Source organism: Ectothiorhodospira mobilis, assembly GCF_016584115.1.
Taxonomy (GTDB): Bacteria; Pseudomonadota; Gammaproteobacteria; order Ectothiorhodospirales; family Ectothiorhodospiraceae; genus Ectothiorhodospira; species Ectothiorhodospira mobilis.
This window is the reverse complement of record NZ_NRSK01000047.1, coordinates 1-13,698: the sequence shown is the minus strand read 5'-3', so window position 1 is coordinate 13,698 and position 13,698 is coordinate 1. Positions and strand designations below refer to the sequence as shown.

Below are 13,698 nucleotides of genomic sequence, written 5' to 3'. Positions count from 1 at the left end.
CGCCCAAGGACTAAAGCCCCCTCCCCCGGCACAGGGATGGCCTTGCAAGCGGCCTCCTTAGTACCATAAGGCCCGATCCCACGTGCATCGGGCAGGCCTTCCCATGAACGAGACCATCGCCTTCATCGGCGCCGGCAACATGGCGCGCAGCCTCATCGGCGGGCTCATCGCCGATGGCTGGAACGAGGACGCCCTCTGGGCGGCCGACCCCGACACGGCCCAGAGACAGGAGGCCCAGCGGCGCTGGCCCGGCATGCACACCACCGGGGACGGCGCCGAGGCCGTGGCCCATGCCGACGTGGTGGTGCTGGCGGTCAAGCCCCAGGTGCTGGGGGAGGTCTGCCGCGCCCTGGCCCCGGCGGTGCAGTCCCGAAAACCGCTGGTGGTGTCCATCGCCGCCGGGGTGCGCGGCGACGATATCGCCCGCTGGCTGGGGGGCTCCCTGGCGCTGGTGCGCTGCATGCCCAACACCCCCGCCCTGGTGGGCAGCGGCGCCACCGCCCTGGTGGCCAATCCCCAGGTCACCGCACACCAGCGGGACCTGGCCGAGTCCCTCCTGCGGGCCGTGGGCCTCACCGTCTGGCTTGAGGACGAGGCGCAACTGGATGCGGTCACCGCCCTCTCCGGCAGCGGCCCCGCCTACGGCTTTTTGCTCATCGAGGCCATGGAGAACGCCGGCGCGGATCTGGGGCTGCCCCGGGAGACGGCCCGCCTGCTGGCCCTGCAGACCGTCTTCGGCGCCGCCAAGCTGGCCCTGGAGTCGGACGAGGACGCCGCCACCCTGCGCGCCCGGGTCACCTCCCGCGGCGGCACCACCGAGCAGGCCCTGGCCATGCTGGAATCCGGCGGCCTGCGCGACCTGATGCTGCGCGCCATGACCGCCGCCCGCGACCGATCCCGAGAACTGGCCGACCAACTGGGTCGGGACTGAGGAGTCTTCATGTCACAAGCCCTGCAGAACGCGTCCGTCTTCCTGATCGGCACCCTGTTCAGCCTGTATATCCTGGCGGTGCTGCTGCGCACCCTGCTGGCCCTGTCCCGGGCGGACTTCTACAACCCCATCTCCCAGTTCCTGGTGACGGTGACCAACCCGCCGCTGCGTTTCCTGCGCCGCGTCATCCCCCCTGCGGGGCGGCTGGACACCGCCGCCCTGGTGCTGGCCCTGGTGCTGCAGATGACCCAGACGGCCCTGATCGCCCTCATCCACGGCGTGGGCGTACCCCCCTTCAGCCTGCTCATGGTCAGCGTCGTGGAACTGCTGCGGCAGGTGGTCTGGATCTACATCATCAGCCTCATCATCCAGGCGGTGGCCAGCTGGTTCCAGGCCGGCGGGGCCCTGGGGCGCAACCCGGGGCTGGACCTGCTGGACAGCCTCAACCGCCCCCTGCTCAACCCCATCCGCCGCATCCTGCCCAGCACCGGCATGGTGGACCTCTCCCCCCTGGTGGCCATCATCGGCCTGAACGTGGTGCTGATCTTCCTCGGCGCCCTCTAAGGCCGGGTCATGAACGGCACGTGGTGGCAATGGCGGGACCAGACCCTGGTGCTGCACTTAAAGCTGCAGCCCCGGGCCTCCCGGGAGAAGCTGGGGGACCCCCTGGAGGATCGCCTCAAGGTCTACGTCAACGCCCCGCCGGTGGACGGGGCCGCCAACGACCGCCTGGTGCGCCTGCTGGCCAAGCGCTGCGGCGTGCCCCGTTCGGGGGTGCGCATCACCGCCGGCACCAAGGCCCGGGAGAAGACCGTGGAGATCGACGCCCCCCGGCAACTCCCCCCGCCCCTGGATACCTGTACCCCGGGCTGATGGAGCGGCCCCATCCACGATGCCCCCCGGTCCGGAGCGCAGGCAGCCCGTCCAACCCCCCGGGAATCCATCCCGGGGACGCGGCCGTCCCGCCGCCACTTGCCCCCCGGGGCCGCAAACCGGACACTGGCCTTCTCACCCATGAACCGGGCGCATCCCGCATGTCCCACCCGCCCCGCATCCTCGGCCGCCGCACCGTCGCCCGCACCCGGCTCTTCCACGTGGAGGAACTGGAGCTGCAGTTCGCCAACGGCAACCGTGTCCGCTACGAGCGCCTGCTGGGCTCCGGGCGCGGCGCGGTGCTCATCGTCCCCATGGCGGACGCGGACACGGTGCTGCTGATCCGCGAGTACGCCGCCGGTACCCAGCGCTACGAACTGGGGCTGCCCAAGGGCCTGGTGGAGGCGGGGGAGGACCTGCTGCAGGCCGCCAACCGCGAGATCATGGAGGAGATCGGCCACGGGGCCCGCCAACTGGACTATCTCACCGCCTTCACCGTGGCCCCCGGCTACCTGAGCCACACCACCCACATCATCCTGGCCCGGAACCTGTACCCGGAACGACGCCCGGGGGACGAACCCGAACAGATCGAAGTGGTACCCTGGCCGCTGTCGCGGCTGGACGCCCTGATCGCCCGGGAGGACTGCACCGAGGCGCGCTCCATCGCCGCCCTGTACATGGTAAGGGACCGACTCGAGAGACCCCGCGATGACCCTGAATGAACAGACCCTGGACCCCCTGCTGATCCATGCCCGCCGCATCGCCCGGGAGGCGGGCGCCCGCATCCTGGACATCTACGGCGAGGACTTCCAGGTGGCGGAGAAGGACGACCGCACGCCGCTGACCGAGGCGGACATGGCCGCGCACCGGCACATCGTGCAGGGCCTGCGGGATCTGGAGCCGGAACTGCCCATCCTGTCCGAGGAATCCGACGGCATCCCCTTCAGTGAACGCACCCAGTGGACCACCTACTGGCTGGTGGACCCCCTGGACGGCACCCGGGAGTTCATCAAGCGCAACGGCGAGTTCACCGTCAACATCGCCCTCATCCACGAACACGAACCGGTGCTGGGGGTGGTGCTGGCCCCGGTCCTGGACCTGCTCTACAGCGCCGCCCGCGGGCGCGGGGCCTGGCGCCACCAGCCCGCGCGGGAGACCGGCCAGCCCATCCACGTCCATCGCGACGAGCGCCGGCCGGTGATCGCCGGCAGCCGCTCCCACGGCACGGACCGCCTGCAGGCCTTCCTGGAACGGATCGGCCCCCACGAGCTCATCAGCATGGGCAGTTCCCTCAAGTTCTGCCTGGTGGCGGAAGGCAGGGCGGATCTATACCCGCGCCTGGGGCCCACCTCGGAATGGGACACGGCCGCGGCCCACTGCGTGGTGAACGAGGCCGGCGGCGCGGTGACGGACACGGCCCTGCGGCCGCTGCGCTACAACACGAAAGAATCGCTGCGAAACCCGGAATTCCTGGTGATGGCCGACCCGCAGCGGGACTGGGGACGTTACCTGAAGGATCTTTGAACGCCGGGTCGGGGGGGATCCCCCCGCGCGGGGGAGGACCGGACGGGAGTTCTCAGATGCGGCGCTTGAGGCCCGCCTGCTGCATCAGCTGGGCGGAGATCTCCTCCACGGAGCGCTGGGTGATGTTGAGACAGGGGATGCCCTCGCGCTTGAACAGGCGCTCCGCCCCCTGCAGTTCATACAGGCACTGCTCCATACTGGCGTAGCGGCTGCCGGGACGGCGCTCGTTGCGGATCTGATGCAGCCGCTCCGGGTCCACCGTGAGCCCGAAGAGCTTGTGCCGGTAGGGCTCCAGGGCGGCCGGCAGGCTGGCGTTCTCGAAATCATCGTCCGCCAGGGGATAGTTGGCGGCGCGGATACCGTAGGTGAGGGCCAGGTACATGCAGGTGGGGGTCTTGCCCGCCCGGGACACCCCCATGACCACCACGTCCGCCATGGGATAATCCCGCACCGTGGCGCCGTCGTCGTTCTGGATGGCGTAGTGCAGGGCATCGATGCGCTCGGAATAGGTGCGCACGTTGCCCATGCCATGGGAGCGCCCCGCCACCCGCTGGGCATGGACCCCCAGCTCCTGCTCCATGGCCCCGGTGAAGGTGTCGAAGAAATCAAACACCGCCCCCTGACATTCCCCCAGGCGGGTGCGCAGATGGGCGTCGATGAGGGTGGAGAACACCAGGGGGCGGGCCCCCTCCGCCTCGGCGGCGCGGTTGATGCGCTGCACCGCCCAGTCCACCTTCTCCTCGCTGTTGATGAACGGCAGGCTCATCTGCTGGAAGGCCACCTGCTCGAACTGGGTGAGCAGGGTATGGCCCAGGGTCTCGGCGGTGATGCCGGTACCATCGGAGACGTAGAAGACGGAACGGATCATGGGCGCTGTCCGGAAAGAGGGGAAACAGGACCGCCCCGGTGTCGGGGCGGGGATCCGCCCGGGTGGGGGGCACCCGGGCGGGACCGGGATCAGGCGTCCTTGCGACCCTGTTCATCCCCGGCCAGGCGCAGCCAGGTCTCCACCACGGTATCCGGGTTCAGGGAGATGGACTCGATGCCCTGCTCCATGAGCCATTCGGCCAGGTCGGGGTAGTCCGACGGCCCCTGGCCGCAGATGCCCACGTATTTCCCGGCCTTGCGCGCACCCTGGATGGCCAGGGACAGCAGGGCCTTCACCGCCGGGTCGCGCTCATCGAAGGTGGAGGCCACCAGGCCGGAGTCCCGGTCCAGCCCCAGGGTGAGCTGGGTGAGGTCGTTGGAGCCGATGGAGAAACCGTCGAAGTGCTCCAGGAACTGCTCGGCCAGCACGGCGTTGGACGGGATCTCGCACATCATGTAGACCTTGAGACCGTTCTCGCCCCGCTTCAGGCCCATCTCGGCCAGCAGGTCGATGACCCCCTCGGCCTCGCCCAGGGTGCGCACGAAGGGCACCATGATGACCACGTTGTCCAGGCCCATCTCGTCGCGCACCTTGCGCACGGCCCGGCATTCCAGCTCGAAACAGTCGCGGAAGTTCTCCGACAGGTAACGGGAGGTGCCCCGGTACCCGATCATGGGGTTCTCTTCATCGGGCTCGTAGCGTTCCCCCGCCAGCAGGTTGGCGTATTCGTTGGACTTGAAGTCCGACAGGCGCACGATCACCGGCTTGGGATGGAAGGCAGCCCCCAGGGTGGCGATGCCCTCCACCAGCTTCTCCACGTAGAAGGTGACGGGATCGTCGTAACCGGCCATGCGCTGGCCGATCTCCTGCTGCAGCTCGGCGGGCAGGCTGTCGAACTGGAGCAGGGCCTTGGGGTGCACCCCGATCATGCTGTTGATGATGAACTCCAGCCGCGCCAGCCCCACCCCGGCGTTGGGGAGGTTGCGGAAATGGAAGGCCCGGCCCGGATTACCCACGTTCATCATCACCTTGCAGGGCACCTCGGGCATGGCGTCGGTGCGGGTGCGGGTCACCTCGAAGTCCAGCAGCCCCTTGTAGATGCGGCCCTCGTCCCCCTCGGCGCAGGAGACGGTGGCCTCCTGGCCGTCGCTCAGGCGCGCGGAGGCGTCGCCGCACCCCACCACGGCGGGGATGCCCAGCTCGCGGGCGATGATGGCGGCGTGGCAGGTGCGCCCGCCGCGGTCGGTGACGATGGCCGCGGCCCGCTTCATCACCGGCTCCCAGTCGGGGTCGGTCATGTCGGTGACCAGCACGTCGCCGGCCTCCACCTTGTGCATCTCGTCCAGATCCATCACCACGCGCACGCGCCCGGCGCCGATGCGCTGGCCGATGGCGCGGCCCCGGGCCAGGACCTCGCTGCGGGGGGAACGGATATGGAAGCGCTCGATCACCTGTCCGTCCTGGCGGCTCTCCACCGTCTCGGGACGGGCCTGGACGATGTAGAGCTGGCCGTCGACCCCGTCCAGGGCCCACTCGATGTCCATGGGACGGCCGTAGTGCTTCTCGATGATCATGGCCTGACGGGCCAGGTCCTCGATGTGTTCGTCCCGGATACAGAAACGCTGGCGATCGGCGTCGTCCACCGGCACCGTGCGCGTGGCCTGGCCGTCCTCGCCAAAGACCATCTGGATGGCCTTGCTGCCCAGGTGGCGGCGCAGGATGGCAGGACGCCCCGCCTCCAGGGCGGGCTTGTACACGTGGAACTCGTCGGGGTTGACCGAGCCCTGCACCACCGTCTCGCCCAGCCCCCAGGAGGCGGTGACAAAGACCACGTCACGGAAGCCGGACTCGGTGTCCAGGGTGAACATCACGCCGCTGGCGCCGATGTCGGAGCGCACCATGCGCTGCACGCCGGCGGAGAGGGCCACCTCGGAATGCTCGAAGCCGCGGTGCACCCGGTAGGAGATGGCGCGGTCGTTGTAGAGGGAGGCGAACACCTCGTGGATGTGGTGGCGGACGCTGTCCAGGCCCTGGATGTTGAGGAAGGTCTCCTGCTGGCCGGCAAAGGAGGCATCCGGCAGGTCCTCGGCGGTGGCGGAGGAACGCACGGCGACGGTGAACTCCTCGCCGCCGGCCTCCTCCACCATGCGGTTCCAGGCCTCTTCGATGGCCTCGTTCAGGGCCGGCGGGAAGGGGGTCTCCACGATCCACCTGCGGATCTTCGCCCCCGCCTCCCGCAGGGCGTTGATGTCATCCACGTCCAGGTCCTTGAGGGCGTCGCTGATACGGTCCGCCAGCCCCTCATGGCGCAGGAACTCGCGGAAGGCAAAGGCGGTGGTGGCGAAGCCACCCGGCACGCGCACGCCGGCGTTGGACAGACCGCTGATCATCTCCCCCAGGGAGGCGTTCTTCCCCCCCACTTCGGGGACATCGTTCATGCCCAGATCCTGGAACCAGATCACATACTTATCCATGCTCCTGCCCTTTGCCTCTGAGATTTTGGGTGATTGTAGCGGGGAACACACCCGACTGACGAGTATTCAGCCAGCCTATTGCCCCGAACTGAAGTCTTGTGTTTCTTAATAATAACATCGAAAGGACAAAGATCATGGGTTCGGCCCCCAATCTCTACTACAAGCAGAACCGCCTGAAGCAGCTCAGGGCCTTCTGCCGCGCCGCGCGGCTGGGCAGCATCTCCATGGCGGCGGAGTCCCTGTGCCTGAGCCAGCCGGCGGTCTCGCTGCAGATCCAGGCCCTGGAGCGGGAATTCGGCACCACCCTGTTCGAGCGCCGGGGACCGCAGATCAAGCTCACCCCCGAGGGGGAGGCCCTGTACAAGCTGGCCGACCCCCTGGTGGACGGCATCGACACGCTGCACGAGACCTTCGCCGCCCGCTTCGGCCAACTGGAATCCGGGGAACTGAACATCGCCGCGGGGGAATCCACCATCCTCTACATCCTCCCCGAGCCCCTGCGGCTGTTCGCCCAGGCCCATCCCCACATCCGCATCAAGCTGCACAACGTCACCGGCCGCGACGGCCTGGCCCTGCTGCGCCGGGATGAGGTGGATTTCGCCGTGGGTTCCCTGCTGGAGGTGCCGGAGGACATCAGCTACCGCCCCATCGTCACCTACCATCCCAAGCTCATCACCCCCCTGGACCACCCCCTGGCGCACAAGCCGGACGCCGTGCGCCTGGAGGACATCGGCCCCCATGGCCTGATCCTGCCCCCCCGGCATCTGTCCACCTGGCGTATCGTGGACCTGGTCTTCCGCCAGAACGAGGTGGACTACCACGTGGCCCTGGAGGCGGGAGGCTGGGAGGTGATCAAGAAATACGTGGAACTGGGGCTGGGCATCTCCATCGTCACGGACGTGTGCCTCACCGGCAGCGAGCGCCTGGCGGCCCTGCCCCTGGACCGCTACTTCCCGGCCCGCAGCTACGGCGTGGTACAGCGCCAGGGGCGCCATCTCTCCCCCCAGGCCCTGCGTTTCATCGACGTCATGGAGCGGGCCCATGCCCTGCGCGAGGAGGCCGCCGCGGTCCGTCCCCCGCCTCCGGGAGCCGGGGACGGTCCGGCAAAATGAGCAGTCCATCAACGTCAGGGGGCAGGGGGCGTCCCTAGAATCCCGTGTGAAACAATTCACATATTTTTACGGGAGCCTGCATGCGATTCCCCCTCCTCGCCCTCCTCCTGCTCACCCTCCTGCCCCTGACCCCGGTCATGGCGGATGCCCCCGCGCGGGAGATGCGCATCCTGGGCTGGGTGGAATGGGTCCGTCTCATGCCCGAGGATCTGCGCATCAAGGCCAAGCTGGACACCGGCGCCACCACCTCGTCCCTGAACGCCCTGAACCAGGAGATCTTCCAGCGCGACGGCGAGGACTGGATCGCCTTCGACATCCTCGACCCCAGGGACGAGGACCGGCACATCCGCCTGGAGCGGGAGATCACCCGCTACGTGCGCATCGTGCGCCACAGCGGCGACCACCAGCGCCGCCCGGTGGTGGAGGTGGACCTGTGCCTGGGGGGCGTGCAGCGCCGGGAGGAGGTGAGCCTGGTGGACCGCACCGAACTCAACTACCAGCTGCTGGTGGGGCGCAACCACATGGAAGGCGTCATTCTGGTGGACCCGGGGGAGACCTTCCTGGGCGAGGCCCGCTGCCCGTCCCCCTGACCCCCTCCCCGGGACCCTCCGCCTGCGCTAAGGACGCCCCATGAAACGCCTGCATCTTCCCCTGCTGATCCTCATCCTCGGCGGGATCGCCCTGGGCATCTTCTACCACAAGGCGGTGAACCTGGGCTTCCCGCTGCTGCCGGCCCAGCAGACGGACAACTGGGTGGTGGAGGCCCGCGTCAGCTTCGCGCCCACGGGCGGGGCGGTGACGGCCCGGTTCTTCATCCCCGAGAACCCGCCGGGGATGGCCCTGCTGGAGGAGCACTTCATCTCCCGGGGTTACGGCCTCACCACCACCCCCATGGGACCCAACCGCGAGGCGGTGTGGACCACGCGCTGGCCCAGCGGCCCCCAGGCGGTGTACTACCGGGCCACGGTCTATCCCCTGGAACAGCCGCGGGCCGACCAGGCCCCCTACCCGGGCCCCGTGGCCCAGCCGGAGCTGGAGGAACCCTACCGCTCCGCCGCCGAGGAGGTGGTGCAGAAGGTGCGCGAGCGCTCCGCCGACATCACCAGCTTCGCCACCGTACTGGTGCGGGACATGAACCACCCCGCCGACGAGAACATGCAGCTGTTCGTCTCCGCCACCGACAGCGACCGGGAGAAGGTGCGCACCGCCATCCAGCTGCTGGCGGGTGCGCGCATCCCGGCGCGCATGGCCCACGGCATCCAGCTCACGGACCGGGGCAACGACCTGCAGCCGGAGACCTGGCTGGAGGTGCACAACACCCGCGCCTGGGTGGCCATCGACCCCGACGACGGCACGGTGGGCTACCCGGACGACTTCCTGGTGTGGTGGCGCGGGGACACCCCGCCGGTGCGCCTGGACCGGGCCCGGGATGCCCAGGTGCGCTTCTCCGTCACCCACAACTACCAGAATGCCGTGGAGGTGGCCCGCCAGAAGGCCGACCTGCTGGATTCCCGCATGGCCGATTTCTCCCTGCTGGAGCTGCCGGTGCAGACCCAGAACATGTACCGCGTCCTGCTGCTGGTGCCCCTGGGGGCCATGATCATCGTGCTGCTGCGCAACGTGGTGGGCCTGCAGACCTTCGGCACCTTCATGCCCGTGCTCATCGCCCTCTCCTTCCGCGAGACCTCACTGCTGGGGGGGATCATCCTGTTCACCCTCATCGTCTCCCTGGGCCTGGCCATCCGCTTCTACCTGGAGAAGCTCAAGCTGCTGCTGGTGCCGCGCCTGGCCTCGGTGGTGATCGTGGTCATCCTGCTCATGCTGGCCCTGAGCATCCTCAGCCACAACCTGGGTATCGAGCACGGCCTCACCGTGGCCCTGTTCCCCATGGTGATCCTGGCCATGACCATCGAACGCATGTCCATCGTCTGGGAGGAGCACGGCCCGGCGGACACCCTGCGCCAGGGGATCGGCAGCCTGGCGGTGGCCGCCGTCTGCTACCTGGTGATGATCAACCCCTATATCGATCACCTGTTCTTCGTCTTTCCCGAGCTGCTGCTCATCGTCCTGGCCCTGACCCTGCTGCTGGGACGCTACACCGGCTACCGTCTCACGGAACTGGTGCGCTTCCGCGCCTTCGGCGGGGGGGAGCGATGAGCCGCTGGTTCGTACGCCCGTCCACGCTGCGCCGCCGTGGGGTCATGGGGCTGAACCGGCGCAACGCCCAGCTCATCGCCCCCCTCAATCCCCGCCACTACTACCCCCTGGTGGACGACAAGCTGCGCACCAAGGAGCTGGCCCTGGAGGCGGGCATCGCCGTGCCCGAGCTCTACGGCGTCATCGCCACCAATCACGACATCCGCAACCTGCCCCGCCTCCTCGCCCGCCGGGAGGACTTCGTCATCAAGCCGGCCCACGGCTCCGGCGGCAACGGCATCCTGGTGGTGACAGGCCGCATGCAGAACCGTTTCCGCCGTGGCAGCGGCCGCCTCATGGACCTGGAGGCCCTGGGGCATCACGTCTCCAACATCCTCAGCGGCATGCACAGCCTGGGGGGGCAGCCCGACCGGGCCATGATCGAATACCGGGTGCGCTTCGACCCCCTGTTCGATCCCGTCAGCTATGAAGGGGTGCCGGACATCCGCACCCTGGTCTACAAGGGCTACCCCATCATGGCCATGGTGCGCCTGCCCACGCGGGACTCCGACGGCAAAGCCAACCTGCACCAGGGGGCCGTGGGGGCGGGGATCGACCTCTCCAGCGGCATCACCACCCGCGGCGTATGGCATCACCGCATCGTGGACCTGCACCCGGACACGGGCCATCCCATCACCGGCCTGCAGATCCCCGGCTGGGAGCGCCTGCTGATGCTGGCGGCCCGCTGCTTCGAGCTCACCGCCATGGGCTACCTGGGGGTGGACCTGGTGCTGGACCGGGACCACGGACCGCTGATGCTGGAACTCAACGCCCGCCCGGGCCTGGCGGTGCAACTGGCCAACGACCAGGGCCTGGAACACCGCATCCGGGCCATCGACGACCTGCCCACCCGCACGCTCCCCCCGGAGGCGCGGGCGCGGCAGGCCATGGACCTCTTCCATACAACGGCAAGACCACCGGCATGAACGACCCCTGGACCCAACTCCCCTGGTTGGCCCTGGGCAGCGCCCTGGGCGGTCTGGCCCGTTTTCACGCGGGGGGCTGGATCACCCGCCTCACCGGCTCCGGCTTCCCCTGGGGCACCCTGGCGGTGAACGTCTCCGGCGGGCTGGCGGCGGGGATGGCCTGGGCCCTGCTGCCGGACACCGGCCCCGGGGCCCTGGAGGCCCTGCTGCTCTCAGGCCTTCTCGGCGGCTATACCACCGTCTCCTCCTTCTCCCTGCAGACCCTCACCCTGCTGCGACAGGGGCATCCCATCCAGGCCCTGGCCAACCTGACCGCCTCCGCCCTGCTCTGCCTCGGGGCCGCCGCACTGGGCTACTGGCTGGCCGTCCAGGGGATACCGGCATGAGGCTGCACCTGGCCATCGCCGCGGGCACCGCCCTGGGGGGCACGCTGCGCCACCTGACGGACGCCCTGGCCACCGGCCCCCTGGGACTCTCGCCCCAGGCGGCCACCCTGGGGATCAATCTCCTGGGCTCCCTGCTCATCGGCCTGTTCGCGGGCCTGGCGGGCCCCGGGGGGTGCCTGCGGGTGGGCACGACCCTCTACCAGGCCGTGGTCACCGGCCTGCTCGGGGGCCTCACCACCTTCTCCCTGCTCAGCCTGCAGAGCCTGGCCGGGGCCCTGGAGACCGGCCCCCTGCCGGCCCTGGCCGGACTCCTGCTCCACCTGCTGGCGGCGGTGGCCGCCGCCGCCCTGGGCCACGCGACGGCCACCCGGGTGAACCGGCTGCGCCCCCCGCATCACCAGCCTCCGGACTGATATCATGACCTGCCGGGCGCAGCCACCGGGCCCGGGCTTGTAACCCAGCGATAAACTCAAGTATGGTGAAACCCACACCTGCGCACATCCGGCGGACGTGCGCCGCGGGACGAGACGATCCGATGGCCTCGAGCAACGTCATGAAGATCAAGGACCTGAAGGTGGCCTGCAAGGACTGCGGCCTCAGGGAGCTGTGCCTTCCGGTGGGCGTTTCGGTGGAGGACCTGGAGCAGCTGGACGGGATCATCCTCCGCAAGCGCCCCGTGCACCGGGGGGACCGGCTCTACGAGGCGGGGCATCCCATGCACAGCCTCTATGCCGTGCGTTCGGGTTCGGTGAAGACCTTCGTGCTCACCGACGACGGCCAGGAGCAGATCACCAGCTTCCACCTCCCCGGCGAACTCCTGGGCCTGGACGCCATCGGCGACGGCGTCCACCCCTGCACGGCCCTGGCCTTGGAAACCTGCAGCATCTGCGAGATCCCCTTCCAGCAGCTGGAATCCCTGGCCAGCCGCTCGCCGGAACTGCAGCACCAGTTGCTGCGCATCATGAGCCGGGAACTGCAGAGCGACGAACACCTGGTGACCCTGCTGGGGCGGCGGGGCTCCGACGCCCGCGTCGCCGCCTTCCTGCTGAACCTCTCCGACCGCCTGGGCCGACGCGGCTTCTCCCGCCACGAGTTTCATCTCACCATGTCCCGCAACGACATCGGCAACTACCTGGGCCTGGCGGTGGAGACGGTGAGCCGCATGTTCAGCCGCTTCCAGCAGCAGGGACTCATCCGCGTGCAGCGCAAGCTGGTCACCCTACTGGACCCGGACGGCCTGCGCCGCGTGGCGGGCATGGAGATGCGCACGGAACAGCCGCCCCGCCCCGAGGCCAGCGCCGGACCCATCTGAACCCGCTCGCCGGCCGGAGGCCCTAACGATCCAGGGCCGAGGCCAGCACCCGCCAGCGGATCCCCCCGGAATGCAGGCTGTATTCCAGCAGCATCTGCCCGCGCACGTGCCCGTCCTCGAACACGGCCAGCACCCAGCGGTCGTTGAGCACCCGCACCCCACCCGGCATGAAGAAGAACCGCCCCCCGAGTACCGGATCATGGGGAATCAGCTCCGGGTGCGCCCGCAGATCCGCCGCCAGGTCGCGGTGGGGCTCGGCCAGCCCCAGGGTCTGCAGGCGGCGCATCTCCCGCGGGGTGAGACCGGCGGGCTCATCACCATCCGGCCCGTCCGGGGCCATCTCCTGCAACCGCCCCTGCAGCGCCCGGACCTGGGCCCGCGCCCTCTCCAGGGCCCGCTCCCCCTGCCAGGCCTGGTGACCGGACACCGCCGTGATGCTCAACAGGAGGACCACCAGCGTCAGCCACACCCCGCGCTCGATGCGCCCCATCGTTCCTCCACTGCGCAAACCCCCGCCGCCGGCGGCCTCCCTGCGCCGCAGGCCTTCGGGCGATTCGTTGCGGACAAGACACACGCCCACCGGCCACCCCGCGGGAACGGGGATGTATCGGCGGTCTGCGTGTATCGGGAGAACAAGCCCCGCTGCGGCGCGGGGGTCGGCCCAAGGGGACCGGGAAGGGATCTGGTGCCGGAGATAGGAGTCGAACCTACGACCTTGGCATTACGAATGCCCTGCTCTACCAACTGAGCTACTCCGGCAGCGGCAGAACCGGGATTGTAGCCCAAGCGGCCGGCGGACTCAATCACCAGGCCACACGCCAGCCCAGGGCCACAAAGAGGTCACGAAACATGCGCTAATTCAAACCGTTATGTGCAGCATCCTGTGCCGGAGCAACCCCATGAACGCTGGCCATCTCCGGTGAAAGAACCGCAGCGAAGCGGAGAGTTTGGCATCCGGGGCGTGCCCTGGTTATGTGTTGGGTCTCGCTTGATTGTATACCGCATGATAAGGCCCCCCTGTTTCATGCGCGGGAGTGGTTGAGTATTGTGGCCGATGATCCAACGCAGGACTGACCTCATGGCGAGTACCATTCAT

Annotated in this window: 15 protein-coding genes and 1 tRNA gene; 12 read left to right on the top strand and 4 right to left on the bottom strand. The window is 68.9% G+C overall.

The genetic code is table 11. From position 1 onward, the window contains the following. The first annotated feature begins 103 nt into the window (after positions 1-103). The 5 genes from proC (at position 104) to cysQ (ending at position 3,328) form a co-directional block, all read left to right on the top strand. A complete protein-coding gene (gene proC, locus CKO33_RS12740) occupies positions 104-931 on the top strand; it encodes a pyrroline-5-carboxylate reductase (protein ID WP_200182609.1) in 828 nt (275 codons plus the stop codon). Between the two features lie 9 nt (positions 932-940). Next, positions 941-1,495, top strand: coding sequence for a YggT family protein (locus CKO33_RS12735; RefSeq protein WP_200182608.1), 555 nt, complete (start codon positions 941-943; stop codon positions 1,493-1,495). Between the two features lie 9 nt (positions 1,496-1,504). Then, complete coding sequence (locus CKO33_RS12730; protein ID WP_200182607.1) at positions 1,505-1,804, top strand: DUF167 domain-containing protein; 300 nt, start codon at positions 1,505-1,507, stop codon at positions 1,802-1,804. A gap of 161 nt (positions 1,805-1,965) precedes the next feature. Then, a complete protein-coding gene (gene nudE, locus CKO33_RS12725; protein ID WP_200182606.1) occupies positions 1,966-2,526 on the top strand; it encodes an ADP compounds hydrolase NudE in 561 nt (186 codons plus the stop codon). After that, positions 2,513-3,328: a 3'(2'),5'-bisphosphate nucleotidase CysQ gene (cysQ, locus tag CKO33_RS12720; protein WP_200182605.1), complete on the top strand. Its 816-nt coding sequence runs from the start codon at positions 2,513-2,515 to the stop codon at positions 3,326-3,328. Before nudE ends, cysQ begins: the two co-directional genes overlap by 14 nt. A 52-nt stretch (positions 3,329-3,380) precedes the next feature. Here the strand turns inward: cysQ and ppsR are convergent, their stop codons facing one another. After that, the gene (gene ppsR, locus CKO33_RS12715) at positions 3,381-4,196 is read right to left on the bottom strand and encodes a posphoenolpyruvate synthetase regulatory kinase/phosphorylase PpsR (protein WP_200182604.1); all 816 of its coding nucleotides are present in this window, start codon (positions 4,194-4,196) and stop codon (positions 3,381-3,383) included. Between the two features lie 89 nt (positions 4,197-4,285). Further along, positions 4,286-6,670, bottom strand: a complete 2,385-nt coding sequence (gene ppsA / locus CKO33_RS12710; RefSeq protein WP_200182603.1) for a phosphoenolpyruvate synthase — start codon at positions 6,668-6,670, stop codon at positions 4,286-4,288. Between the two features lie 134 nt (positions 6,671-6,804). Here ppsA and CKO33_RS12705 point away from each other — a divergent pair, with 134 nt between their 5' ends. From CKO33_RS12705 to fnr, 7 genes are all read left to right on the top strand, one after another. Beyond that, complete coding sequence (locus tag CKO33_RS12705; RefSeq protein WP_200182602.1) at positions 6,805-7,782, top strand: LysR family transcriptional regulator; 978 nt, start codon at positions 6,805-6,807, stop codon at positions 7,780-7,782. Positions 7,783-7,862: 80 nt separating this feature from the next. Continuing rightward, positions 7,863-8,372 carry an ATP-dependent zinc protease family protein gene (locus tag CKO33_RS12700; protein ID WP_439099448.1) on the top strand — a complete coding sequence of 170 codons (510 nt, stop codon included), beginning with the start codon at positions 7,863-7,865 and terminating at the stop codon, positions 8,370-8,372. A 40-nt stretch (positions 8,373-8,412) separates the two neighbouring features. After that, positions 8,413-9,939 carry an inactive transglutaminase family protein gene (locus CKO33_RS12695; protein ID WP_200182601.1) on the top strand — a complete coding sequence of 509 codons (1,527 nt, stop codon included), beginning with the start codon at positions 8,413-8,415 and terminating at the stop codon, positions 9,937-9,939. Continuing rightward, positions 9,936-10,904: an alpha-L-glutamate ligase-like protein gene (locus tag CKO33_RS12690; RefSeq protein ID WP_200182600.1), complete on the top strand. Its 969-nt coding sequence runs from the start codon at positions 9,936-9,938 to the stop codon at positions 10,902-10,904. The genes CKO33_RS12695 and CKO33_RS12690 overlap by 4 nt, the downstream gene beginning before the upstream one ends. Beyond that, positions 10,901-11,290, top strand: a complete 390-nt coding sequence (locus tag CKO33_RS12685; RefSeq protein ID WP_200182599.1) for a CrcB family protein — start codon at positions 10,901-10,903, stop codon at positions 11,288-11,290. Before CKO33_RS12690 ends, CKO33_RS12685 begins: the two co-directional genes overlap by 4 nt. Next, positions 11,287-11,703: a CrcB family protein gene (locus tag CKO33_RS12680; RefSeq protein ID WP_200182598.1), complete on the top strand. Its 417-nt coding sequence runs from the start codon at positions 11,287-11,289 to the stop codon at positions 11,701-11,703. Before CKO33_RS12685 ends, CKO33_RS12680 begins: the two co-directional genes overlap by 4 nt. Before the next feature lie 122 nt (positions 11,704-11,825). Further along, on the top strand, positions 11,826-12,602 hold the full coding sequence (fnr, locus tag CKO33_RS12675; protein WP_200182597.1) for a fumarate/nitrate reduction transcriptional regulator Fnr: 777 nt from the start codon (positions 11,826-11,828) through the stop codon (positions 12,600-12,602). Between the two features lie 22 nt (positions 12,603-12,624). On the opposite strand, the gene CKO33_RS12670 is transcribed toward fnr, so the two are convergent. Next, on the bottom strand, positions 12,625-13,092 hold the full coding sequence (locus tag CKO33_RS12670; RefSeq protein ID WP_200182596.1) for a hypothetical protein: 468 nt from the start codon (positions 13,090-13,092) through the stop codon (positions 12,625-12,627). A gap of 193 nt (positions 13,093-13,285) precedes the next feature. Next, positions 13,286-13,361, bottom strand: a tRNA-Thr gene (locus CKO33_RS12665). Positions 13,362-13,698 lie beyond the last annotated feature (337 nt).